26 protein-coding genes are annotated in these 23,864 nt (G+C 69.6%); 10 read left to right on the plus strand and 16 right to left on the minus strand.

Translation table 11 applies throughout. From position 1 onward, the window contains the following. Window positions 1-11: 11 nt before the first annotated feature. The 6 genes from ACFQ80_RS05785 to ACFQ80_RS05810 form a co-directional block, all read right to left on the minus strand. Window positions 12-869 (minus strand): SDR family oxidoreductase, encoded by an 858-nt coding sequence (locus ACFQ80_RS05785; protein WP_430562918.1) that lies wholly within the window; start codon window positions 867-869, stop codon window positions 12-14. A 14-nt stretch (window positions 870-883) separates the two neighbouring features. Beyond that, entirely contained in the window at window positions 884-1,651 is a 768-nt protein-coding gene (locus ACFQ80_RS05790; protein WP_430562919.1) for a carboxymuconolactone decarboxylase family protein, read from the minus strand. A 96-nt stretch (window positions 1,652-1,747) separates the two neighbouring features. Continuing rightward, complete coding sequence (locus ACFQ80_RS05795) at window positions 1,748-2,785, minus strand: zinc-binding dehydrogenase (protein ID WP_430562920.1); 1,038 nt, start codon at window positions 2,783-2,785, stop codon at window positions 1,748-1,750. A 61-nt stretch (window positions 2,786-2,846) separates the two neighbouring features. Then, on the minus strand, window positions 2,847-3,863 hold the full coding sequence (locus tag ACFQ80_RS05800) for an aldo/keto reductase (protein ID WP_430562921.1): 1,017 nt from the start codon (window positions 3,861-3,863) through the stop codon (window positions 2,847-2,849). A 10-nt stretch (window positions 3,864-3,873) separates the two neighbouring features. After that, window positions 3,874-4,776, minus strand: a complete 903-nt coding sequence (locus ACFQ80_RS05805) for an aldo/keto reductase (RefSeq protein ID WP_430562922.1) — start codon at window positions 4,774-4,776, stop codon at window positions 3,874-3,876. A 58-nt stretch (window positions 4,777-4,834) separates the two neighbouring features. Further along, the gene (locus tag ACFQ80_RS05810) at window positions 4,835-6,154 is read right to left on the minus strand and encodes an MFS transporter (protein ID WP_430562923.1); all 1,320 of its coding nucleotides are present in this window, start codon (window positions 6,152-6,154) and stop codon (window positions 4,835-4,837) included. A 186-nt stretch (window positions 6,155-6,340) separates the two neighbouring features. On the opposite strand from ACFQ80_RS05810, the gene ACFQ80_RS05815 reads away from it, so the two are divergent. Genes ACFQ80_RS05815 through ACFQ80_RS05825 form a run of 3 tightly spaced genes read left to right on the plus strand, consistent with a single transcriptional unit; the run spans window position 6,341 to window position 8,176 of the window. After that, entirely contained in the window at window positions 6,341-7,282 is a 942-nt protein-coding gene (locus ACFQ80_RS05815; protein WP_430562924.1) for a helix-turn-helix transcriptional regulator, read from the plus strand. Continuing rightward, a complete protein-coding gene (locus ACFQ80_RS05820) occupies window positions 7,282-7,407 on the plus strand; it encodes a hypothetical protein (RefSeq protein ID WP_430562925.1) in 126 nt (41 codons plus the stop codon). The genes ACFQ80_RS05815 and ACFQ80_RS05820 overlap by 1 nt, the downstream gene beginning before the upstream one ends. A gap of 58 nt (window positions 7,408-7,465) precedes the next feature. Further along, window positions 7,466-8,176 (plus strand): flavodoxin, encoded by a 711-nt coding sequence (locus ACFQ80_RS05825; protein ID WP_430562926.1) that lies wholly within the window; start codon window positions 7,466-7,468, stop codon window positions 8,174-8,176. Window positions 8,177-8,338: 162 nt separating this feature from the next. Here the strand turns inward: ACFQ80_RS05825 and ACFQ80_RS05830 are convergent, their stop codons facing one another. From ACFQ80_RS05830 to ACFQ80_RS05840, 3 genes are all read right to left on the minus strand, one after another. After that, window positions 8,339-9,382 (minus strand): NAD(P)-dependent alcohol dehydrogenase, encoded by a 1,044-nt coding sequence (locus ACFQ80_RS05830; RefSeq protein ID WP_430562927.1) that lies wholly within the window; start codon window positions 9,380-9,382, stop codon window positions 8,339-8,341. A 348-nt stretch (window positions 9,383-9,730) separates the two neighbouring features. Continuing rightward, window positions 9,731-10,525: an SDR family NAD(P)-dependent oxidoreductase gene (locus tag ACFQ80_RS05835; RefSeq protein WP_430562928.1), complete on the minus strand. Its 795-nt coding sequence runs from the start codon at window positions 10,523-10,525 to the stop codon at window positions 9,731-9,733. Between the two features lie 124 nt (window positions 10,526-10,649). After that, window positions 10,650-12,137, minus strand: coding sequence for an MFS transporter (locus ACFQ80_RS05840; protein ID WP_430562929.1), 1,488 nt, complete (start codon window positions 12,135-12,137; stop codon window positions 10,650-10,652). Window positions 12,138-12,200: 63 nt separating this feature from the next. Between ACFQ80_RS05840 and ACFQ80_RS05845 the strand changes: the two genes are divergently transcribed. Together ACFQ80_RS05845 and ACFQ80_RS05850 are read left to right on the plus strand one after the other, a co-directional pair. Further along, entirely contained in the window at window positions 12,201-12,815 is a 615-nt protein-coding gene (locus ACFQ80_RS05845; RefSeq protein ID WP_430562930.1) for a TetR/AcrR family transcriptional regulator, read from the plus strand. After that, a complete protein-coding gene (locus ACFQ80_RS05850) occupies window positions 12,812-13,258 on the plus strand; it encodes a MarR family winged helix-turn-helix transcriptional regulator (protein ID WP_430562931.1) in 447 nt (148 codons plus the stop codon). Before ACFQ80_RS05845 ends, ACFQ80_RS05850 begins: the two co-directional genes overlap by 4 nt. Before the next feature lie 69 nt (window positions 13,259-13,327). Here the strand turns inward: ACFQ80_RS05850 and ACFQ80_RS05855 are convergent, their stop codons facing one another. After that, entirely contained in the window at window positions 13,328-13,888 is a 561-nt protein-coding gene (locus ACFQ80_RS05855) for a TetR/AcrR family transcriptional regulator (protein ID WP_430562932.1), read from the minus strand. Between the two features lie 131 nt (window positions 13,889-14,019). Between ACFQ80_RS05855 and ACFQ80_RS05860 the strand changes: the two genes are divergently transcribed. Next, window positions 14,020-15,840 carry a flavin-containing monooxygenase gene (locus ACFQ80_RS05860; protein ID WP_430562933.1) on the plus strand — a complete coding sequence of 607 codons (1,821 nt, stop codon included), beginning with the start codon at window positions 14,020-14,022 and terminating at the stop codon, window positions 15,838-15,840. A 959-nt stretch (window positions 15,841-16,799) separates the two neighbouring features. Here ACFQ80_RS05860 and ACFQ80_RS05865 read toward each other — a convergent pair. After that, complete coding sequence (locus tag ACFQ80_RS05865) at window positions 16,800-17,126, minus strand: Lsr2 family protein (protein WP_430562934.1); 327 nt, start codon at window positions 17,124-17,126, stop codon at window positions 16,800-16,802. Window positions 17,127-17,397: 271 nt separating this feature from the next. Between ACFQ80_RS05865 and ACFQ80_RS05870 the strand changes: the two genes are divergently transcribed. Further along, window positions 17,398-17,910 carry a hypothetical protein gene (locus ACFQ80_RS05870; protein WP_430562935.1) on the plus strand — a complete coding sequence of 171 codons (513 nt, stop codon included), beginning with the start codon at window positions 17,398-17,400 and terminating at the stop codon, window positions 17,908-17,910. Here the strand turns inward: ACFQ80_RS05870 and ACFQ80_RS05875 are convergent. From ACFQ80_RS05875 to ACFQ80_RS05895, 5 genes are all read right to left on the minus strand, one after another. Then, a complete protein-coding gene (locus tag ACFQ80_RS05875) occupies window positions 17,877-18,881 on the minus strand; it encodes a hypothetical protein (protein ID WP_430562936.1) in 1,005 nt (334 codons plus the stop codon). The two genes, ACFQ80_RS05870 and ACFQ80_RS05875, sit on opposite strands and share 34 nt — an antisense overlap. 103 nt (window positions 18,882-18,984) lie before the next feature. Then, window positions 18,985-19,815, minus strand: a complete 831-nt coding sequence (locus tag ACFQ80_RS05880; RefSeq protein WP_430562937.1) for a hypothetical protein — start codon at window positions 19,813-19,815, stop codon at window positions 18,985-18,987. Window positions 19,816-19,922: 107 nt separating this feature from the next. Continuing rightward, window positions 19,923-20,144, minus strand: coding sequence for a helix-turn-helix domain-containing protein (locus ACFQ80_RS05885; RefSeq protein ID WP_430562938.1), 222 nt, complete (start codon window positions 20,142-20,144; stop codon window positions 19,923-19,925). A 78-nt stretch (window positions 20,145-20,222) separates the two neighbouring features. Next, window positions 20,223-20,942, minus strand: a complete 720-nt coding sequence (locus ACFQ80_RS05890) for an SOS response-associated peptidase (RefSeq protein WP_430562939.1) — start codon at window positions 20,940-20,942, stop codon at window positions 20,223-20,225. 81 nt (window positions 20,943-21,023) lie between these two features. Next, window positions 21,024-21,881 carry a hypothetical protein gene (locus ACFQ80_RS05895; protein WP_430562940.1) on the minus strand — a complete coding sequence of 286 codons (858 nt, stop codon included), beginning with the start codon at window positions 21,879-21,881 and terminating at the stop codon, window positions 21,024-21,026. A 332-nt stretch (window positions 21,882-22,213) separates the two neighbouring features. On the opposite strand from ACFQ80_RS05895, the gene ACFQ80_RS05900 reads away from it, so the two are divergent. Genes ACFQ80_RS05900 through ACFQ80_RS05910 form a run of 3 tightly spaced genes read left to right on the plus strand, consistent with a single transcriptional unit; the run spans window position 22,214 to window position 23,864 of the window. Then, on the plus strand, window positions 22,214-22,501 hold the full coding sequence (locus tag ACFQ80_RS05900; protein WP_430562941.1) for a hypothetical protein: 288 nt from the start codon (window positions 22,214-22,216) through the stop codon (window positions 22,499-22,501). Next, entirely contained in the window at window positions 22,498-23,505 is a 1,008-nt protein-coding gene (locus tag ACFQ80_RS05905; RefSeq protein WP_430562942.1) for a conjugal transfer protein, read from the plus strand. Before ACFQ80_RS05900 ends, ACFQ80_RS05905 begins: the two co-directional genes overlap by 4 nt. Continuing rightward, window positions 23,505-23,864, plus strand: coding sequence for a hypothetical protein (locus ACFQ80_RS05910; protein ID WP_430562943.1), 360 nt, complete (start codon window positions 23,505-23,507; stop codon window positions 23,862-23,864). Before ACFQ80_RS05905 ends, ACFQ80_RS05910 begins: the two co-directional genes overlap by 1 nt.

Raw genomic sequence — 23,864 nt, forward strand, 5'->3', positions numbered from 1 at the left:
GTTCGGGGGCGTCATTCGCCGGCGGGGAAGTCGGTGGACGCCGCAAGGTCGCGTTGCGCCTCGAAGCCGTCGACGCGGCGGCGGAGGGTGTCGATGGTGCTGTCCAGCGCCTGGGAACCGAGCACGAGGCGCAGGGGTGCGGGCTCGACGTCGACGGACTCGATGATGCGTGCGGCCATGCGGGCCGGGTCGCCGGGTGCGAGGCCGTTGGCGGGGTCGAGCATGGCGAGGAAGGCGTGCGCGGGGGTGTCGTCGTAGGCGTCCATGAGCTCGGCGACCTGGGCGGAGCCGTAGCGGAACTCGGTGCGGGCCCCGCCGGGCTCGACGATCGTGATGCCGATACCGAACCCTGCGACCTCCTGGGCCACGGCCTCGGCGAACCCTTCGATGCCCCACTTGGTGGCGTGGTACATCGAGTTGCCGGCGAAGGCGACCTGGCCGCCGTAGGAGGAGATCTGCACGATGCGCCCACCTCCCTGGGTGCGCAGGTGCGGCAGCGTGGCGCGGATCAGCGCGATCGAGCCGCGCAGGTTCGTGGCGATCATGCGGTCGACCTGGGCGTCGCTGAGCTCCTCGGCGGCGCCGAACAGTCCGTAGCCGGCGTTGGAGACCACGACGTCGACCCGACCGTCGTCGTCGAAGAGCGTTCCGGCGAAGGCACGGTCGACGACGTCGCGTACGGCTGCGGGGTCGGTGACGTCGAGCAACGGTGCACGGAAGGTGTCCGGGTACCGGCCTGACAGGTCGGCGACCTTCTCGGCGGAGCGCACGGTGCCGACGACTTTGTCGCCGCGTTCGAGCAGCTGTGTGGTCAGCTCATGGCCGAAGCCTGAGCTGACGCCGGTGATGAGCCAGGTGCGAGCAGACACGAATCCTCCTGCGGTCAGTTCTCGTGCGATACGGCGGGGGCGACGTCGTCGAGCGCGCGCAGCGCGTTCAGGGTGCGGGGGTAGCCCACGTACGGCAGCAGCTGGGTGATCACCGCGATCAGCATGGCCCGGTCGTTGCCGACGCGCAGGTTGGCGCGCACATGGCCGGCGACCTGGGGGTCGGCCCCGCCGAGGGAAACCAGCATGGACAGGGTGAGCAGTTCGCGGGTGGGGACGTCGATCCCGTTGCGGGTGTAGTGGTCGCCGAAGCAGTTCGCCGACAGGTACCGCTGGATGTGTTGCTCGTCGGACGGGGCGTGGGCGTACATCGCGTCGACCGCCTCGTCCCCGATGATCTGCTTCTGGACAGCGAGTCCCCGCTCGGCGCGGGTCGCGCGCGTCGTGGTGGACTGCCCAGGCAGCGGCAGCTCAACGCCGCGCTCGGTGAGCAGCTCGTTGGTGGCGTGCAGGAAGTCGAACACCCGGCCCATGCCGACGTACGGCACCGCCTGGTACACCACCTCCTTGAGCTCGACCGGCGTCACCCCCACGCGCAGCGCTCCTCCCGCCAGCACGCGGAACTCGCCGAGCGCGCCGCAGGCGATCAACGCCGCGAGCTGGACCAAGGTGCGCGTCCTCGGCTCGAGCGGGGCGTCCTGCTGGACGTCGTCGAACGCGAAGTCGTCGAAGTACTCGATGAGCTCCGGGTCGGTCCGCGCCAGGGTCGAGGTGCGGTCTCCGAACAGTGCGTCGTGGTTCTCGCGGGCGGCCTGGGTGGGCATCGCTGTGCTCCTCCGGGTTCGGTGGTTGGCGCTTCCCAGGCGCTCGCCCGGGAACGGACGGGAGGGCGGATCCGGTGACCCGCCCTCCCGCGGGAGTCACGGACGCACGAGCACCTTGAGCTTCTCGCGCGAGTCCATGAGGCGGTAGCCCTCGGCCACGTCGTCGAGCGACACCTCGGCGTCGAAGACCAGGCCGGGGTCGATCTCGCCGCTGAGCACCTGGGGGATCGCGGCCTCGATGTAGGCGCGCACCGGGGCGGGCCCGCCGTTGAGGGTCGCGTTCTTGCCGAACAACGACCCGAAGCCCACGGGCGCGTCCTCGTACTGCGGCACGCCGACGCGGGAGATCACGCCTCCCGGACGCACGATCCCGTACGCCTGCTCGTAGGCGGGCATGTGGCCGACGGCCTCGAGCACGACGTGCGAGCCCTCGCCGCCCGTGAGGTCCATGACCTTGGCGACGCCCTCGGCGCCGCGCTCGGCGACGACGTCCGTCGCTCCGAACTTTCTGCCGAGGTCGGTGCGGTCGGTGTGCCGGCCCATGAGGATGATCTTGTCGGCGCCCATCTGCTTCGCTGCCAGGACGGCGGACAGGCCGACCGCGCCGTCGCCGATCACGGCGACGGTCTGACCGGGGCGCACCTTGGCCATGAAGGCGGCGTGGTAGCCGGTGAGGTAGACGTCGGCGAGGGTCAGCAGGCCGGGCAGCTGTGACTCGTCCACGTCGGACGGAAGCTTCACCAGCGTGCCGGACGCCTGCGGGACCCGGATCTTCTCCGCCTGCGCGCCGCCGACGCCGCCGGCGCCGTACCAGCCGCCGTGCTGGCAGGCGGTGTGGAATCCGTCCTGGCAGAACGGGCAGGTGTTGTCGGAGAAGGCGAACGGGGACACGACCAGGTCTCCGGGCGCCAGGTCAGTGACGGCGTCACCCACCTGCTCGACGACGCCGAGGAACTCGTGCCCCATCGGGGCGCCATCGTCGGTGGCCGGCATCGACCGGTAGGGGTGTAGGTCGGAACCGCAGACGCAGGCCAGGGTGACGCGGACGACCGCGTCTGTCGGCTCGACGATCGTGGGGTCGGGGACCTCCTCGACACGGACGTCGCCGGGTCCGTACATGAATGTTGCTCGCATGGGTGGTAGAGCCTCTCGGTGGTGCTGGGGGTGTTTCCTGCCGGTGGGCGGGGAGCTGGGGTCAGCGGCGGCGTGCGGCCGGGGTGAGCTCGTGAGTGCCGTAGCTGTTGTCGTCGGGGTTGACGGTGACGCCGGGAGCGACGAGCTCGTCGATCCGGTCGAGGACGTCATCGGTGAGGCTGACGTCCAGGGCGGGCAGGTAGGCCTCGAGCTGCTCCATGGTGCGGGGGCCGACGATCGCGGAGGTGACGCCGGGGTGGCGGATCACCCAGGCGATCGACATCTCGATCAACGACAACCCTGCCTGCTCCGCGAGCTGGGCAAGCTCCTCGACGATGTCGAGCTTGCGCTGGTTCGCCGGGCTGCTCATGTCGAAGCGGGCGCCCGGGCGCGCGCTCGACGTGGGGGCGGCGTCGGCGCCCTTGCGCCACCGGCCCGACAGCCAGCCGCCGCTGAGCGGGCTGTAGGTGAGGGTCCCCATGCCGTGGCGCTGCACGGCGGGCAGCACGTCTTCCTCGATGCCGCGCACGAGGATCGAGTAGGGCGGCTGCTCGGTGACAAACCGCTCGAGGTGACCCTCCCGGGAGGCCCACTGGGCCTCGACGATCTGCGACCCGGAGTATGACGAGGACCCGATGTAGCGGATCTTGCCCTGCCGCACGAGGTCGGTCAGGGCGCCGAGCGTCTCGGTGACGTCGACGGCGGGGTCGGGCCGGTGCACCTGGTACAGGTCGAGGTGGTCGGTGCCGAGGCGGCGCAGCGAGTCCTCGACGGCGCGCATGATCCAGCGGCGTGACCCGCCGCGGTGGTTCGGGTCCTCGCCCATCGGCATGAAGAACTTGGACGCGAGGAACACCTCGTCGCGTCGGCCCTTGAGGGCCTCGCCCACGATCTCCTCGGAGACGCCGGCGGAGTACACGTCGGCGGTGTCGATGAAGTTGATCCCGGCGTCGAGCGCGCGGTGGATGATGCGGACAGAGTCCTCGTGGTCGTCGTTGCCCCAGGGGCCGAACATCATGGCGCCGAGGGTCAGCGGGCTGACCTGGACGCCGGTGCGTCCGAGCGGTCGATACTGCATGGTCGTCTCCTCAGGCTTCGGGGATCGGGAAGAGCATGGTGGCGTCGAACTCGCGCTCGGGCGCGGGGCCGGACGGTGTGCCGGTGTCGAGGGCGTCGATGCGGGCGAGCTCGTCGGCCGAGAGGGTGAAACCTGCGACGTCGAGGTTCTGGCGGATTCGGTCGGGGTTCACCGACTTGGGGATGGCGGAGCGTCCCTGCTGCACGTGCCAGCGCAGCATGACTTGTGCGGGCGTGGCGCCGTGGGCGGCGGCGATCTCGCGGATCGTCGGGTCGTCCATGACGCTGCGCCGGTCGTCGCCCCAGGGGCCGGGGTAGAAGGTGATGCCGCCGATCGGCGACCAGGCCTGGGTGAGGATGCCGTGCTCGCGATGGAAGGCCTGGAGCGCCGGCTGGGAGTGGTACGGGTGCAGTTCGACCTGGTTGAGGTGGGGGACGACATCGGTCGCGTCCATGAGCTGCTCCAGACGCGCGATGGGGAAGTTGCTGACGCCGATGGCGCGCACGCGGCCGTCGGCCAGGAGCCGCTCGAGCGCGCGGTAGGCGTCGATCGTCCGGTCGAACAGGTTGGCCGCGACCTGGTGGAGGATGAGGATGTCGATCTGCTCGAGGCCGAGCTTGGCCGACGCCTTCTCGAACGCGTGCAGCGTCTCGTCGTACCCGTAGTCGCTGGCCCAGACCTTCGTCTCGACGACGACGTCGCCGCGGTCGATCTCGGAGCGCTGGAGTGCCTCGCCGACCTCACGCTCGTTGCCGTAGGCGGCAGCGGTGTCGAGATGCCGGTAGCCGACGCGCAGCGCCTCCGTGACCGCGTCGACGGTCTCCTGGGGCGGGGTCTGGAAGACGCCGTAGCCGAGGGCGGGCATCGTGACGCCGTTGTTCAGCGTCAGGGTGGGAATCGGGTTCGTCGTCATGTTCTCCACGCTAGGAACGGTCGAGCGAATGAGGCAGGCCCTGCTGGTACCCGGCTCGTCAGGGCCCGGTCGGTCGCGTCGCGGTGGGCAGTACCAGGACGGTGGCGGCCAGCAGTGCTGCGCCGAGCAGGACGGTGCCGGCGAGCATCGCGGCGGGGTAGGTGCTGGAGACAGCGAGAACGAGGCTCATGCCGAGCGCGCCGCCGAGCTGGTGGACGGAGTTCACGATGCCCGAGGCTGCGCCGGCGTCGGAGGTTCGGACCCCGGCGATCCCGGACGCGGTGAGTGGCCCGAACGCCAGGCCCTGGCCGGCACCGATCAGGGCCATGGGGAGGGCGACGCCGAGCGCGTAGGAGGTGGTGGCGTCGATGGCGGCGAGCCAGCCCATGCCGGCGGTGGCCAGCACGAGTCCGACCACGAGAAGCAGGGGGCCGCTCGTGCGCTGCTGCAGGCGGGGGACGGCGATCGCGACGACGAAGTTGACGACCGTCATCGGGAAGAACGCGAGACCGGCGGCCAGCGCGGAAAATCCGCGCTCGTCCTGCAGGTACTGGCTGGTGAGCAGGAAGAAGCCCATCATGGCGCCGATGAAGAGCATGCGGGCTGCGTAGGCTCCGACGCGTTCACGGTTCTTGAAGAGTGACAGGGGCATCACGGGCTGGCGGGCGGTGCGCTCGACGGCGACGAGTCCGAGCAGGAGGACAACGCCGAGGCCGATCGAGGCCAGGGGCACCGGAGCCGCCCAGCCGTCGTCGCCGGCCCGCACGAACCCGTAGACAAGCGCGGCGGGCCCCGCCGTAGCGAGCAGCGCGCCGGCGATGTCGAACCGTCCCGGTGAGCGCGGTGTCTCTGGCAGGACACGCAGACCGGCGATCAGCATCACGATCCCGATGGGCAGGTTGACCAAGAAGCCGGCCCTCCAGGACACCAGATCGGCGAGCAGTCCGCCGACGACCAGTCCGACGCTCGCGCCGATCCCGGCCACCGCTCCGTAGGCCGCGGTCGCCCTCGTGCGCTCAGGCCCCTCGGGGAAGCTCGCCGTCAACAGCGCGAGTGTCGAGGGTGCTAGAACCGCAGCCCCGACTCCCTGCAGCGCGCGGGCGGCAACCAAGGTGGATCCGGTCGGTGCGAGCCCGACGGCAACCGACGCGAGGGTGAACAGCCCCAGCCCGGCGACGAACATGCGACGCCGCCCCAGGATGTCTCCGGCGCGGGCGCCCAGGAGCAGCAGCCCACCGAAGGTCAGCAGGTAGGCGTCCTGTACCCACGCGAGCGTCCCGGTCGACAGGCCGAGCTCGGTGCGGATGTGCGGGAGTCCAGTGATGACGATCGAGTTGTCAAGGATCACCATGAAGTAGCCCACGAGAATGATCGCCAAGATCGCCGTGGTTCCTTCACGACCGGGGCGGTCGGAGCGCGATGCCGGCCGGGCAGTTGTGGATACGGGGGGAGCACTGGTCATGGCATCCAGTGGACGACTCCGGCTGCGGGTGGGGGAGTCCTCGGTGTTCCGGGTACCACCAGTACCTCCCGGGCAGAGGGACCCGGTCGTACCTTCGAAGGTATGGACCTGAAGGCTGAAACCCGCGAATTCCTCGCCACGCGCCGGGCACGAATCACGCCCGAGCGGGCGGGGCTGCCCGCCTATGGCGGGAACCGGCGTGTTCCTGGGCTGCGCCGGGAAGAGGTCGCGATGCTCTCCGGCGTGAGCGTCGATTACTACACGCGGCTGGAGCGCGGCAACCTCGGCGGCGTCTCCGAAGAAGTCCTCGAAGCCCTCGCCCAGGCGCTGCAGCTCGACGAGGCGGAACGCGGCCACCTGTTCGACCTCGCCCGGGCAGCGAATCAGTCCGGGGCCGCCCGCTCACGAGCCAAGCGCACTCCCGCAGCTGTCTTGCGGCCTGCGATCCAGCGGATCCTTGACGCGATGGAGGGCGCGCCGGCGTTCGTGCGCAACGGGCGCCTGGACGTGCTCGGGGCGAACACGCTGGGGCGGGCCCTCTACTCCCCGCTGTACGACTCGCCCGAGCGCATCGCGGACAAACCCGTGAACACCGCCCGGTTCCATTTCCTCGACCACCAGGCGGCCCAAGCGTTCTGGGGCGACCGCTACGAGCGGATGGGACACGATGCCGTCGCGATTCTGCGCGCCGAAGCCGGACGCAATCCGTACGACAAGGCTCTCACCGCGCTGGTCGGCGAGCTGTCCACCCGCAGCGAGGACTTCCGCCGCCTGTGGGCCTCGCACGACGTGCGTTTGCACCGCACCGGCACCAAGGTCTTCCACCATCCGGTCGTCGGCACGCTCGAGCTCGACTACGAGGCCCTCGAACTGTCCGCCGACCAAGGTCTGAGGCTCAACGTCTACACCGCCCTCCCCGGGACACCGTCCGACGACAGCCTCAAGCTCCTCGCCTCCTGGGCCGCGACCGCCCGCGGCGAGGCCGCAGCCCTCGGGACGACGCCACGAGCATCCGACATCACCGCTGACGGAGAAGCCCTCTGATGCACAAGCTGCCCAAGCCCGGCACGGTCAAGAACCCGCCCGCCCAGTTCACCGGCGACGAGCGGACACTAGCGCGCCACTGGGCCAGCCTGGCTGTATCCCTGATCGAACACACCGGCAATTAGCAGCGGGTGTGCGCGGCAACCGCGAACGGCCCGTGTGGCACCCGCAAAGGAGGGCACCTTGACGACGTACGACCGCCGCTCCGTGCTGCGCACGGCATTCATCCTCGGGGGCGCGTCGGTCGCTAGTTTCGCCAGCGCCTGCGCCACGGGAACCCCGACGTCGGCCCGCACACCGGCCGTGCCGACGTCGTCACCGGCGTCGACACCAGGCAGCGTCGAGGGGCGGCCTCGAGTCCTGCTGGTGTACTTCTCCAGGCCGGGGGAGAACTACTACTACGGCGACCGCACGATCCTTGATGTGGGCAACACGCAGGTGGTGGCCGAGACGATCAAGAGCCTCATCGACGTCGACGAGTACGTGATCGAGGCGACGGAGCCCTACTCCCGCAACTACGACGCTACGGTCGAACGCAACCGTCGAGAGCAGCAAGATGACGCGCGTCCCGTCATCGCCAACCCGTTGCCGGACGTCACGGGCTACGACACAGTGCTTCTCGGCAGCCCTGTGTGGAACACGCGTGCGCCGATGATCATGTGGACATTCGTCGAGGGCGTGGAGCTGGCCGGCATGACGATCCACCCGTTCGTTACCCACGCCGTCAGTGGCATGGGGACCGTTGCGGAGGACTACGCACGGATATGCCCGGACTCAACCGTCTCGCGCGGTCTGGCCGTGCAGGGCGAAGAGGCCACGGAGGCAACGTCGCTGGTTGCCGCTTGGCTACAAGAGATCGAGCTGGACGGTGCCGGAGGCGCCGCGCACCGATAGGGATTGCACCCCTATCGGCGGCCGGGAGCATGTCTCGCGGCGGCCGGCGGTGCCCGCCGTGAGCCCTGGTAAAACCTGAGCCGTGAGACAGGCCGGGCTACCTCGGGTGAGGACCCTGGGGCACCCGTGAGCCCCGCCACGGTGGCGGAGCTCACGGAACCTTTAGTCGGCGAGGGTCGCGTTGTCCAGCACGAAACGGTAGCGAACGTCGGCCTCGAGGATGCGCTGGTAGGCCTCGTTGATCTGGTTGGCAGCGATCATCTCGATCTGCGCGGTGATGTTGTGCGCGGCGGCGAAATCAAGCATCTCCTGCGTCTCGCGGATACTGCCGAAGTGGGTACCGGTGTAGCTGCGTCGGTTACGGATGACGTTGTACATGTTGAAGGTCACCGGTTCGCGGTCGATACCGGCGTTGACGAGCGCGCCGCCGAGTGCGAGCAGTGACAGGTGGGCGTCGACGTCGATGCTGCCGCTGACGGTGTTGATGATGAGGTCGAAGGTGTTCTCGAGAGCGGCAAACGTGTCCGGGTCTGCGGTGGCGTAGTAGGCGTCGGCGCCGAGGGCGAGTGCGTCGTCTCGCTTGCGGTCGCTGCGTGACAGCACTGTGACTCGTGCGCCCTTGGCCTTGGCGAACTTGATGGCCAGATGGCCCAGACCGCCCAAGCCGACGATGGCGACCTCGTTGCCTTCGCCGATGTTCCAGTCCTTGAGCGGCGCGTAGACGGTCGCGCCGGCACACAGGAGCGGGGCGGCGGCCGCCGCGTCGAGGGTGGTCGGGACAGACAGGACGAAGTCCTCGTTGGCGACGATCTGCTGGGAGTACCCGCCCTGGGTGATGGTGCCGTCGCGGTCGGGGCTGCTGAAGACGAGGGTGTGGCCGTTCAGGCAGTACTGCTCCTCGCCGCGCAGGCAGTTGGCGCACTCGCGGCAGGAGTCGACCATGCAGCCGATGCCGACACGGTCGCCGACGGCGTGCTTGGTGACCTGGTCACCGGTCGCGGTGACTTCGCCGACGATCTCATGGCCGAGAACCAGGGGAGAGGCCGCCAGTTCGTTGTCCAGGAAGTTCATGTCGGAGTGGCAGATGCCGCAGTATCGGATCGCGATCTGTACGTCGTGGGGGCCGACGTCGCGTCGCACGATCGTCACTGGCTGGATGGGACCGTGGGCCTCGAGGGCTCCGTATGCGCGGACGGTGGTAGGCACGGCTGCTCCTGATGACGTGGGGATGGCTGGCTGCTGCAAGTGAAGTCGTGCGCGGGGGGCGGCGGGAGTGACTGCCGTTCCAGGTACTGGCAGTGCCCCCTTGGATCGGCGAACTCGAAGGCCAGCGTCCCGGCGGAGCGGCCCGAGCGCCTTGGTGCCGAAACGGGCCGGGGCTTGCGATCCGCCGCTACGTCGTGGTCGCGGTGCGCGAGCAGGCCGTGCCATGACGACGTGTCGTGGTTGGCCGAGCCGTGCTCGGGATCGTTCCGTGCACGACTCCGGCCGGGCGCACGGAAGCGGGCGGGGTGGTTGTCCTGAGGGCCCCCGCCCGCTGATGTGCCCGAGCGACTACTGCACTGACCAGCCGCCGTCGGAGGGGAGGACGGCGCCGTTGATGTTGACGGCGTCGTCGCTCAGGAGGTAGGTGATCGAGGCGGCGAGCTGCGCCGCTGAGGCCGTGGTGGGGATGGCGCCGTGGAACGGGCGGAGCCGGTCGAGCCCGGTCTGCGAGACATTCGGGGGGAACGGGATCCCGGTGGCCACGCCACCGGGGGCGACGACGTTGACCCGGATTCCCTGGGGCCCGTACATGAACGCCGCGGATTTGCTCAGGCCGATGACGCCGTGCTTGGAGGTGGTGTAGGCGTTGCCGGATGCGTTGCCGCGCAGCGCCGCCTCGCTGGCGATGTTGACGATCGAGCCGTGGCCGGCGGCGATCATCGCCGGAAGCACAGCGCGGGTGAGCTTGAAGAGGCTGGTGAGGTTCACCCCGATGACCCGGTCCCACATGGCGTCGGTGGTCTCGTGCAGCGGTGAGAAGTCGTCGTTGATGCCTGCGACGTTGGCGAGGCCGTCGATCCGCTCGCCGGCGACGCTGGCGACCGTGTCCACGGTCTCCTGCTGCGTCAGGTCCCCAGCGACGGTCAAGATCTCCGTGTCGGGGAGGGAGTCGATGAGCTCTTCGAGCTTGTCGGCTGAGAGGTCCACGGCGATGACGCGGCCGCCCTCCCGTGCGATGCGTGAAGCGGTGGCACGCCCGATGCCGCCGGCCGCGCCGGTGACGACGACGGTTTTGTCGCTGAATCGGCCCGGGGTGGTCTGTTCCTGCCACTCGGAGGAGGAGATGCTGGCGATGCGGGACATGGGTGGTTCCTTCCTGTGCCGTCCTCGTGGGCGGCGCCAGTGCTTTGTGGTCCGGGGTGCCGGGGGTGCCCCGTGCGACCGGTGGGGAGGCGGTCGCACGGGGTGGGTGGTGAACTCCGCCGGTTTAGTGGCGGTTCAGGGGCAGGACCTTCGAGCCCTCGGTGTGGGCCGCGCTGTCCGCCTCCGAGGGGGCGACGTCGTGGTCTGCCGCTGCGTCTCGGTGCTTGCCGTGAGGGATGAGGAACGCGAGCACGGCGCAGGCGATGGCTGCGATGAGTCCCATGACGAAGATGATCGAGAACGAGGAGGTCATGTTGCTGCCGGTCGCGCCCGCGAGGATAGCGCCCACGACGGCGGACGCGACGGTGGTGCCGAAGGCTCGCATGAGGGTGTTGAGACCGTTGGCGGCGCCCGTCTCGCTGCGGGGCACGGCGTTCATGATGAGGGCGGGCATGGCGGCGTAGCCGAGGCCGATTCCGATGCCGATGATCGTGTTCACCACGGCGATGTGCCACACCTGCAGGTCTGCGAAGACGCACACGAGGTAGGCCACGGCGATCACCGAGGCTCCGGCGACGAGGAGCGGGCGCGGGCCCACCGACCGCTCGATGCGGCCGGCGATGGGGGACATGGCGAGCATCGCCAGACCGGAGGGCATCAGCACGAGACTGGCGGGAAGAAGCCCGAGGCCCAGGCCGCCGACGGCATCCGGGAGCTCAAGGAGCTGCGGGAAGGCGATGTTCGAGGAGAAGAGGGCGAAGCCCATCGCGACGGCGGCAAGGTTGGTGGTCAGCACGGAGGGCTTGACGCTCACGCGCAGGTCGACGAGCGGGTTCTCCTGGCGCAGCTCGTACCAGCCCCACAGACCGAACGCGACGATCCCGATGCCGGCACTGGACAGGGTTGCGGCCGAGGTCCAGCCCCAGGTGTTGCCCTGCGAGATGGCGAGGAGCACGCCGACGAGGCCGATCGCGAGTCCGACGGCGCCGCCGAGATCGACGCGGCCGCCGGTGCGCGTCCCCGCCGCCGGTACGACGGCGATGATCAGGATCATGGCGATGGCCGCCACCACGGTCGACAGGACGAACAGCATCTGCCAGTCGAAGTTCTGCGTCACGACGGCGCTAATCGGCAGACCGATCGCGCCACCGACACCGAGGGTGGCGCTGACCAGTGCGATGGAGGTTCCCAGTCGACGTGCGTCGACGACGTCACGCAGCAGGGAGATCCCGAGCGGGATGACTCCCATCCCGGTGCCCTGCAATGCACGGCCGACGATCAGGCCGGTCAGGCCGGGCGACAGAGCGCAGATCAGAGACCCCAGGACCAGGATCCCCATGAGGATGATCGCGATCTTCCTCTTGCCGTACATGTCGCCGAGCTTTCCGGCGATCGGGGTCGCGACGGCGGCGGTGAGAAGGGTGACGGTGATGACCCACGCTGTGTCCGCCGGGGGCGCGCCGAGGAGCTCGGGCAGCTCGCTCTGGATCGGGATCAGGATCGTCTGCATGAAGGCCGCGCCCATCCCGGCGAACGCCAGGACAGCCACGACGAGGTTCTGGCGGGCCCGGCTGTACGGGGATGGGGAGGCGTCTGAGGTGACGACGTGCATGGAAGCCCTCACTTGAGAGATGATGTTTCGAGTTTGAGACACTGTATCAGGTAGGATACGGCCATGACGTTCGATCTCCGAGAGCGCGCCCACGAGGTCATGCGCGCCGAGCTCGCGGAGGCCGCGTTCGCCCTCATCGTTGAGAGCGGGTATGACGGCCTGACCGCGGATGACCTCGCCCGGGGCCTTGGGATCTCGCGGCCCACCTTCTACCGGTACCTCGGCTCGAAGGACGACGTGATCGTCACGGTGATGCTCGGTCCGGATGACCATTTCGCGCGCCCCCTGAGGGAGGCCGGCGTCGCCGGACGCGACGCCGCGACGTCCTGGTGGCAGTGGCTGCGTACCGCGGTCGAGCCCGTCGTCGTCCAGGGCGAGCAGGAACCTGGCCCCATGCGCGCGAGGCTCCTCCTCGTGCAGTCGCAACCCGCGGTCGGCGCGAAGCTGCGACGCGCGCGCGGACCTCAGATCGACCGACTCGCGGAGATCCTGGCCGAGTACGGCTGCGCGCCGGCCTCCGCGCGCGTGCTTGCCACCGCGTCGGTCAGTGTCCTCGATCTATGCCTGGCCCAGTGGTCCAGGGATGGCGACGGCTCGCTGCGCGAGGTCGTGGACCGCGCCTTCACCGACCTCGAGGCCGGCTCCGCAGCTCCGGTCCGCTCGGCATCAGTCCCATGACTGCCCCGCACAGCGCGGCCCAGCTCATGGACTCGACGCGCCGTCTTGCCAAGGCGCAGTACGAGCTCAACAGCGCCCTGCGGCACGTCACCGGGATCCCGCACACGGGAATCGCGATGGCGCTCAAGGCGCTCGCTCATCGTGGACCGATGTCGCTGACCGACCTGGCCGAGATCTTGGCCATCGACCGGAGCGTCATGTCGCGCCACATCGCTTGGCTCGTCGATGAGGGGCACGCACAGCGCACAGTCGACCTCGCCGATCGCAGGGCCCGGACAGTCACGCTGACGACCAGCGGTCAGACGTTGCACCACGACCTGCAGGCCGAGCTGCGCCGGCGGACGGACCATGTCTTTGGCGACTGGGACACCAAGGACCTGGAGAGCCTGGCGCACGACGTGTCACGGCTCGCCGCGACGCTCAGCGCAGCAGCGCACCTTTGAGGACAGGGCCAGAGTCGGCGCAGCACGTCGGCGCCACACGCATGCGCCGCGGTGCTCGGCGTCGGATCGCTAGCGCGGCGGTGCCGTGACGAAGAGTGCACGATGGAGCAGCTCTCTGCCGCGGTCGGCGCGCAGAGGCTCGCCCTTGTGCGTGCTGGCGATCTGGACGGCCAGCGCCATCGGGAGGGCCAGAAGTATGTCAGCGGTGGTGACGTCGGGCCTCGCCCGACCATCCCGGCGGGCCTGTTCGACCAACGGAGCCAAGGCGGCCGCGGTGCGGGCGGTGAGCCCGGCCCAAGACGTCGCATGCTCGGTGACGATCCGCGCGAGCCAGGGGGACTCCAGCTGCACGTCGAGCAGGTAGTGGAAGAGGCGCTCCGCGGCATCGGCTTCGGCCGCCAGCTCGAGCGCATAGGCCTCGATGTCCGCGACGTTCTGGTCGAGTACCGCGGTGGCGAGCTCCTCGCGGCTCGCGAAGTGGCGATGCAGCGTGGTGCGGCTGACGCCGGCGCCGGCCGCGATCTCCTCCAGCGGTGCGTCGGCACCCTGAGCGCGGAACACCTCTCTCGCCGCCTGGATGAGCCGCTCGCGGTTGCGCGCAGCATCACGGCGAGGGCGGGAGCCGGTCATGCACGGAGCCTACCGACGCCGCCCGGCGCGCCGTGAGCCGATCGAACCCACATCCGTACGGTGGTGTACGTTTTAACGCGCCTCGGGCAACGATGCTCGACCTCCTTGTCCGGCGACGAAAGGCCACGCCCGTGTCCGACGCAACCAACCGTGTCCCCGCGGTTGCCGATCTCGGCTTCGACCCCGCCGCGCTGCGCGAGCGCTACCGCCACGAGCGCGACCGCCGCATCCGGCCCGACGGGCTCGATCAGTACAGGCGGGCAGCAGGGGAGTTCGGGTACTACGCGAAGGACCCGTACACCGAGCGCACTGAGCGCGAACCGCTGACCGACCGGGTCGAGGTGCTGGTCGTCGGTGGCGGGTTCGGCGGCCTGCTCACCGGCGCCCGGCTGCGCGAGGCGGGCTTCGAGTCGATCCGGATGATGGACGAGGCCGGTGACGTCGGCGGCACCTGGTACTGGAACCGCTACCCCGGAATCCACTGCGACATCGAGTCGTACGTCTACATGCCGCTGCTGGAGGAGACCGGCTACGTCCCCACGATGCGTTACGCGCCCGGCGAGGAGATCCGGCAGCACGCCGTGCGGATCGCCGAGCACTACGGCCTGTACCGCGACGCGGTCTTCCACACCCGGGTCACGGAGCTCACCTGGGACGACGACACCGCCGAGTGGCTGGTGCGCACCGACCGAGGCGACGCGATGCGCGCCCGGTACGTGATCGTCTCCTCCGGCACCCTGAGCCAGCCGAAACTACCCGGCATCCCCGGTATCGAGGACTTCCGCGGCCACACCTTCCACACCAGCCGGTGGGACTACGACTACACCGACGGCACCCCCGACGGCGGGCTGACCGGCCTGGCGGACAAGCGCGTCGCCGTGGTCGGCACCGGCGCCACAGGCCTGCAGGCGATCCCGCACGTGGCCCGCGACGCGGCGCACCTGTACGTCATGCAGCGCACCCCCTCGTCGGTCGACGTGCGCGACAACCGGCCCACCGACCCCGAGTGGGCCGCGTCGCTCAAGCCGGGTTGGCAGAAGGAACGCATGGAGAACTTCCTTGCCATCGTCTCCGGGGAGGACGTCGAGGAAGACCTCACCCAGGACGGATGGACGGCGACCTCGCAGCTGCAGCGGCAGATGATCAGCGGGGCACTGGACACCACGCTCGACCCGGCCGAGCGGGAGCGGCTCGACGAGCTGGCCGACTTCGTCAAGATGAACGAGATCCGCGCCCGGGTCGACGAGATCGTCGACGACCCCGCCACAGCAGAAGCCCTCAAGCCCTGGTACCGGTACATGTGCAAGCGACCCGGGTTCTCCGACCTGTACCTGCAGGCGTTCAACCGACCGAACGTGACCCTCGTGGACACCGCCGATCACGGTGGCATCACGCGCATGACCGAGACCGGGGTCGTCGTCGGTGACAGCGAGTACGAGGTCGACTGCGTCATCTTCGCCACCGGGTTCGAGGTGGGCGTCTCGGGCCTAGTGTCCGGAACGCTGCCGGTCCAGGGCAGAGCCGGACACACTCTGCTCGAGACCTGGCACCGCGGCCCCCGGACACTGCACGGCTTCACCACGCACGGGTTCCCCAACCTCTTCAACCTCGGGTCGATGCAGAACGCGAACGCAGTCAACTTCGTGCACATCCTGTCCGAGCAGGCCAACCACATCGCCGCGATCCTGGCCGCAGCCCGCAAGGAGTCAGCCCGCTACGTCGAGCCGACGCGCGAGGCCCAGGAGGAGTGGTACGACACCCTCGTGGCCGTCGGCCGCGACAACTCGAAGTTCCTCGCCGAGTGCACCCCCGGCTACAACAACGGCGAAGGCACGCGGAAGGCCAGCCCCGGCACCTACAACCCCGGACCGGTGGCGTTCCACGAGCTCCTGGCCGAGTGGAGGGAGCGCCGGATGGCAGACGTTCTCGTCATCGACAGCACTACGTCCTGACGGCCTAGCCTGGCCCCATTGGGCACTCCCGCGCGCCCGAGACTGGCGCGACATCCGCCGGCAGCACAACAGCCGCGACCAGGAGATGATCGCGCGTCTTCAACTCGTCGACGCACACCGGTCCGCCCGTCGCCGATGGAGACTCCGCTGCTGCACATGAAGAGGCGTACTTGGCAGCACCTACAGGACCGCGCACGAATCGACCACAGCCCGGGTGGGGACATAGGCCCAGTAGGTCAGAGAGAGGGCCGCCCCGGCGCGGACCACCTCCGGGAGCGACCCTGCCGCACATGAAGCACTCCTCGACTGAGCAGCAGAGCCAGGAATACCGACGGCACCGAATAACGGACCGTGCCAGGTGCCAGGCCAGACCTGCCCGTCGACGGGGTCTCACCGCCCCCGAAGGCCTGACCTAACCGTCGGCATCACAAGGGGCGACACAGGTGGCGCTCGGGACCGCCGCGCAGAGTGCGCGACACGCCGGAAGCGAGCGACGAATTTCCCGAACTTTCGGGCGCCGGCCGAGCCTCTTGTGCGATTTGGGTGCTACACAAACGGAGGCCGCTAACGGCACCGAAACGGATGCACTTCCCGCATCGGGGCGGGCGCACGGGCCCGCGCGGGGACGACTGGGAGGGGCGAACGGGCATCCGGAATTGTGGTTTGCGGACTCTAGGGTGATTCCTGCAGCGGCGATGGTCGTCGCAAGGTAGCCCCACAGGGGCGAGATGAAAGGAGTCGCCTATGCCGACCGGAGGGAAGAATCCCCCCACGCAAGGAAGTGCCGAGGTGAGGACATCGCGCGTGGTCGTGCTCGCGTCCATCACCTCGGCGCTCACCAACGTTGCGAGACTCGTTCGCGACCTCGTCTCCTAGCGAGACAAGCCCGGACGGTGGGTCGAAGGTCGCACCCTTCGACCCACCGGTCTCGCTTTACCGAGAGTAAATCACCCGGCTGCTCAGTGCGCCGCCTCGTAGGCCTCCATGATCGACGCTGCGATCCGGCCACGATCGCTCACCTCGTGCCCGTTCGCGCGCGCCCAGGCACGGATCTTCGCGAGCTGTTCCCGGTCAGTGCGCGCGCCGCGCGTCCCGCCTCGAACAGGTCGCGACGTGGTCCTGCGTGCGTGCCCCACCCACTTGCCCAGACCGTCGCGCAGCTGCTTTGCATGCTTCGTCGTGAGGTCGATCTCGTAGGTCACGCCGTCAAGCGCGAACGTGACAGTCTCGTCGGCGTCGCCGCCGTCGACATCATCGATCAGGACGATCTGCTTCTTCTGAACCACGGTGCCCCTCCTGGTGTATTCATCCTGGCGCCCCGCACTATCCGCGAATGGTGTTCGCGAGTCAACGTGCAACAGCGAGCCAGGGAACAACCCGACCACGAAATGTTGGCTGGGAACGCGCAAGAACGCTTGCGCGCGGGAGTGAGCCGGAGCGCGGCAGGAGCGACACTCATCCCATACCCTCGCCTCTGCGCCCAGCAGGTGCCAAGGTCATCTACAGAGGTCCAGTGCACGGACCGCTGCATGGAACGGGCCCGCGGTACTGCCCACAATGAGCCACTGGAGAGAGAACATGGACGGCAGCTCGTTCTTCCGGTCACCGACGACCGGTGACATCACGTTCGGCGACGGCACCGCGGTGCGCACGATGCCCGGATTCCTCGGACTGCCCGAGCCTGCCCTCTTCATCGACGAGACCCATCTGCGGGCCACGGACTTCGAGTTCCTCGGCTTCACCCCGATGGTCGGACGACCTCTCCGGGTGCCGGCGATCACCGCGCTCGCGATCGACCTCAAGAGCCGGCACGACGTCGATCTCGTCACCACCGACCACCGCGAGCGCGTCGTGGCTGGGTACGTCTTCGAGGATCCGCACCCGGACGAGTGGTGGGACCCGATCCACTCCGCTGGCGGGCTGATCACGATCGTCGGTGATGTCGACGCGTTCGTTGCGGCTCCACCCGTGGGGGAGGCGTGGGAGCCGATCTTGAGCAAGGCGCTCATCGGCGGGCTGCCCCTGACGGTGCGGGCCTACCCAGGAGGTGTCGGTACCGCCCTGCCGTGACCTATCCGGGACCGCGTGGCCGCCACGGGCCGGGGCGTCCCTGCCCTGGTGGGAGCAGGGGAGCGAGGGGCCGGCTCCGTTTTCACCGGGGATGGCCCGTCGTGGGTCCCAGGGGCGAGCTGGGGTACGACCGCGACCGCAACCCGTCCCGCGGAGCTTGCGGGGGTGATGTACGCGGTCCCGGCTGCGGTCGCGGTGTACCACCCGAGAGCCAGGATGTGCCGCCCGACCAGCTCCTGTGGGTCGCCCAGACGCAGCATCTTCTGGTCGCGCGAGGTGAGCACCACCTTCAGCGACGGCTTCCACGCGCCCTCGACGTAGACGAACAGCGAGCCCGGCTTCACCCCACGGTCCACCCGGCGCACCATGCCGTAGTACCCACGACGGCGCCCGTGCCACTCGGGCGAGGTGAGCTCCATCCGTACGAAGAAGAACCGCACCGGCAGCTCGGGGAACCCTTCGAGCCGCACCCACGCGCCCGGATCCAGGCTGCGCCCCGGATCGGCGAGTGCCGCCGCCAGGGTGCTCAGGCGGCGACGAGTCGAGCCCTGCCCCACTCCACCGGCCGCGGGCTGTAGAGCGTGGCGCCTCGTGCTGGCGCCGGCCACGGCCTCATCGGGCCGGTGGCGTCCGTCCGGGCCGCGCGAGGGCGCAGCCGCGCTGAGGTCGATGTCGATCACCGCCGCCGACGCCGGTCGCTGCGGGACCGGCCGGCCCGCATCACCGGGAACATCATCGGACGGCTCGGACCCGTGGTCGCATCCGGCCCGGTGCGAAGCGCTGAAACACGCCCGCTTGCCGTCGCGCGTCCGGTTGCGGAACGCCACCGGAGCGCGGCACTCCGCCGACGCCTCATCGGACCAGCCCGGGCACACCAGCCGCAGCACCGCCCGCTCCGACTCCGACATCTCGCGGTACGTGTCATCGGCGGAGACCGGCTTGCCCGTGACGGTGTCCAGCGCAGCCTGCATTCCGACATGGTCGCCTTCGCCACCCACATCGTTGCCAGAGTCACGCCGCGGGTGAAGCTCGCCTGTGGCGGTGGAGGGGCCGTCGGACCCCGCACGTGGGCAGCTACGGGGCCGCGAACCAGATGTCGTCCGGCCCGTCCTCCACCTCGATGTCCATCGCGAGTGTCGTCCCGACAGCGCTAGTCACGTGGGGGCTGGAGGTGAGGGCCCGTGCCGCGCGCTCGGCGACGTGAGATGGAGCATCACCGGCGCGGAATGCCTCGGTAATAGCGACAAGTACCTCGTGGTGGTCGACGTCTCGGTACGGGAGCGTCTCCAGGTACTGGCGAGCGGTCAGCTCGCGGTACTGGGCCTCTCTGATGTCTGCGTTCGCGTTCGCTTCCTGGGCGCGCGCGGTGACCTCATCGGCCCGGTTCTGAGCCTTCACCCGTCGGCGGTAGCCGCGGAAGTCGGTCAGAGCGCGCAGCCCAGGACGAACAGCGTCGCCGACGGGACCGAGGTTGAACGACACCGAGATGGGGCTGCCGTAGCTCAGATGCCGGACCGAGACCGTGTGCTGGGCCATGTACTGGACGAGGCGACCGGCATCGATCTCGAGCGGGCGCAGCATGGCTTCGTCGAGCTCGGCAAGGGCCCGCTGAGGCGGGGTGTCCCGGTCAGGGCCGACCCGGAACCCGAAGGCGTTCGTCAGCCGCCGAGCACGATCGGTCGCACGACCCAAGATCACCTCAAGCGGGCCCGACCGACCGACCGTGAGCGCCGTGCCATCCTGCCCGGTGGGGTACCGATCAGAATCGACCGTCTCGGAGGAGATCGCCAGCCACCCCGCCGCCAGGGCGCTCGCGGTCAGGATCCACGACTGGGGGAGTTGCATCATCGCGGTCCCCGAGAGTCCAGGCGGGGCCGGGGATCGAAGCGTGACGTCGCCGCTCATCCCCGGATGCTACGGCGAGGCACTGGTCGTGGGGCACTGCACTGGCGGCGACGAGAGCAGGTTCACCCACCCGTACGACCACGAGCGAGGGATGCCGGCCCGGTGAGTCAGATCTCCCCGCGCTCCCGTCGCTCCCTGGTCTCGGCATACCGCGCCTCGATGTACTCCTCGAACACTCGGCGTTCGATGCGCCAGATGTTCTTCGGCCCCACCTGAATCGCCGGAAGCACCCCCGACTTGAGCGTGCTGTATACGACGGCGCGCGAGACGGCGAGCTCCTCCGCGACGTCGTCGACGGACATGAATCTCGGGAGCGGGGCTTCGGCCATACGGGCATCCTGCCAAGCCTGGCCCGCGGCGCTGGCCCGTCATCCACAGGCCGCCGGCGGCGGGGTCAGCCGGGACGGCTACGTCGAGGGGGTGACCGGGTCGATCAACGAGGGCCGGTTGTTGCGGACGTTGCCGACGGCGGGGGAGACCTCGACCGGCTGGAGGTGGGGCTCTGGGATGGCGCGGATGAGCGCGTCGACGTCGTCGCTCTCGGTGAGGCCGGGGTCGAGCCAGTCGTCCCACACGTCGTCCGGCAGGAGCAGTGGTGAGCGGTCGTGGATGTGCCCGAGGGTGTCGGTCGCGTCGGTCGTGATCACCGTCATCGACCACAGCCACCTGTCGGGATCCTCGTCGGTCTTGCCCGGGTCGCGCCACAGCTCGTACAGGCCCGCGGCCGCGAGCGCCGCCCCGTCGGGGCTCGTGAGGTAGTAGGGCGTCTTGCGGCCCTTGCCTGACTCGGGTGCCTGCCACTCGAAGTAGCCGTCCATCGGGACGATGAGGCGCCGGCGGGCGGCGGCGCGGCGGAAAGAGGGCTTCTCGGTGAGCGTCTCGACGCGGGCGTTGATCATCCGGGATCCGATCTTCGGATCCTTCGCCCACGAGGGGACGAGACCCCACCGCACGGTGCGCAGCTGCCGCTGCGCCTGCTCGGCCTCGACGCGCTCGAGCACGACGCGCACATCCTGGGTGGGAGCCACGTTCCACGACGGGCCAAGATCCTCGCCGACGAGCTCGGCGACGCGGAACCGACGTGCGAGCTCGTCGTCTCGTCGGGCGTTCGCATACCTGCCGCACATGAGGCCCCAGTGTGGCCGGGCGGTGCCCTGCAGGCGAGCGGGGTTAGCTCGGCGCCGACGCGCTGCGGGCGCGGCAGGAGATCAGGCAGAGAGCGCTGCGTCCCCGTTGAACTCGTCGCCGGCGGCTGCCCGGAGCTTCGCGATCGCACGCGAGCAGCGCGTGCGGGCCTGGTCGTGGGTGAACCCGAACCGCTCCATGGCACTGCCGTAGTCGCGCCGGTCCTCGTTCATGTAGACCGTCGTGAGCAGCCGCGCGTCGGCCAGCGAGATCACCGTGTTCCGGACCCCCCAGGCGAGCACCTCGATGATGTCGGACTCCGTGGTGAGCTCCTCGCCGACCTCGGGGTCCTCGTAGGCCAGCCCGCGCTTCCAGTCCACGAGCGCGTGGTCCGAAGACGCGCCCGGCAGCTCGGTGGGCGGCACCGAGATCTCCGGGGCACCCGGCGCCGTGCGCGTCACCCGGTGCAACGTGTCCAGGGACAGGTTCGACGCAACCCGCCGCGGCCGGCGGTGGGTGGGGTACGTCGACATCACGTCCCAGAACTCGGCGACCGCGATGTGACGACGGTCCTCGTCCCAGGTGTCCTTCGATGACGTAGGCGTCGCGACCCGGTCGGCCACCCTCATCAGCTTCGGCAGCATGGCCTGGAGCACCGTGCGGCCCGCCAGCTGCTGACCACCCTGGAACAGACGGACCAGGGCGATGAGCATCTCGTCCTTCTGCGCGTACTCCGCGGCGTCGATCGCATCCACGATGTCACCCGGCCGGGCGAACCCGGCCAGGGCCTGCTCCGTCCTGCTCCAGCGACGAACCGTGCTGCGTGTGCTCGCCAGCTGGTGAAGCTCGGCCCACTCACGGGTCAGGTGCGCGCAGAGGGCCGAAGCGAGGTTCTCCGGCGCGACGTCGTGCTGGCGGAACACGTTCGTGACGATCCTCATCGGTGGCTCCCTGTCGTTCGGGTGGGTCTACATGGACCGTAGGAATTAGCGCTGCAAACCGTCCACGAGATGTGGGCACGGGGCCGAACATCCGACCGAGACCCACCCAACCGACGCCCCCTTGCCTGGACTCTTGCCCGAAGCCGCCTCACCAGAAATTGCCCCCCGGGCAAGAGGGCCAAGCGCGCCACCACGGCACCTTGCCCACGCTGCTGACCTGCACCAATAAGCCACGAACGACGCGGGGCAAGAAATCTCACCAGCCCGCGTCACAAGCACGGGTGCCCCCACACATTCCCCCGGGTGACAGACCACAGGCCCGAGGAGAACCGATGAGCCCCACCCGCCGTGTGCCGCGCGACCTTGCCGACACCGTCGCGCTCCGCGCCGCCACCCGAGCCCGCGAGGAGATCATCTCGGCGCTCGGGCCCCTCGCCGCCAAGCCCCTCGACGAAGAGGCCAGCGAGCGCATGCGCCTCGCGCTGAACCGAGCCGACTCGCCCGAGGTGCGCCGCGCGATCCGCTGCGTCAACGGCCCCACCGACAGCCGCCCGACCCTCACCGTCGTGCCCGCCCACCCGAGCACCGACCCGATCGAGAAAGGAGGCGACGCGGCATGAAGCTCGCCCTGCGGATCCGACCCGAACAGCCCACCACCGACGAGCCCACCGACCGCCCGGAGACCACGGACGACAACCAGCCGATCGCCCACGCCACCGAGTGGACCGGCGGACCGGCGCTCGCAGCCCGTGCCGTGACGGTGCTCGGCGTCGTGGCACTCGTGTGCGGCCCGGTTGCCGTCGGCGTCATCGGCTGGTCGTGGGCGACGTCGAGTGATGCCGCGCCGACCACCGTCGATCAGGTGGACCTGGTCGGCTCGAGCGTGGCCGGTGACGCCGGACGTGCGGCGGTTGCGGCCTGGCTCTCGGCGACCAACGACGACCACGCGGCCCTCGACCGGATCTACCCCAACGGCATGGAGACGCTGCCCGAGGAAGCGCTGCCGGTCCGCGCGGTCACGGTCGCGTCGGTCGACGAGGCAGGCCCGGGCCAGTGGACGGTCGTCGTCGGTGCCGACGTCACCGAGCCGAGCGGTGAGGACGGCGCGACCGCCTGGGTCCGGCGCTACTACCAGGTGCCGGTCGTCGTCGCGCAGACCGCCACCGGACCGGGCACGGCGGCGACCGCGCTGCCGTCCCCGATCGCCGGCCCGTCGCTGCTCGCCGAACAGCCGTCCGGCTTCTCCGACGACCTGGGCGGCGACCAGGCGCTGACCGAGACCGTCGCCGGGTTCCTCGGCTCGCACCTCGCGGGCGACGGCGACATCGAGCGCTACCTCAGCCCGGGCACGGTCATCGCACCGCTCGACCCGCCCGCCTACACCTCGGTGGCCGTCGACAGCGTGCTGGGCGAACCCGGCGACGCGACGGACTCCGAGAGCCCGGCGGACGGGGACGCCCTGCGCGTGCTCGTCGCCGCGACCCTCACCCGCCCCGACGGGCAGCAGACCACCGCGCAGTACGTCCTCGACCTCGAGGCTCGCGCGGGCCGGTGGGAGATCACCGAGATCCCCACCTCCACGACGCGTCCTGATCAGACGCCCACCCCTGAAGGAGATCTGTGATGTTCGACCTCACCGTTCTGGACGCCGCCTCGGCGTCCGTGCACGCACTCAGTGCCGCCGGCCAGGTGCAGGCCGAGGGCCTCTTCGACACCGGCAACCGCCTGGTCGGGGACGCGGGCGACCTCATCAAGAACGTCATCTTCCTGGCGGTCACGCTGGCCATCCTCGTCGTCGGATTCAAGGCGCGGTGGGCCATGGGCGCCATCGCCGGCATCGCGATCGTCGGAGCCTTCGTCGGCTTCCTGATCAACGGCGGCACCAAGCTCTTCTCGGGCAGCATCGACGAGGAGCTGCGGAAGGCCGCACCGGCGACCTCGGTCGTCCTCACCGTCCCCGACGCCGGCCCGGAGCTGGTCTGA

The organism is Isoptericola sp. NPDC056578 (assembly GCF_042793275.1).
GTDB lineage: Bacteria > Actinomycetota > Actinomycetes > Actinomycetales > Cellulomonadaceae > Isoptericola.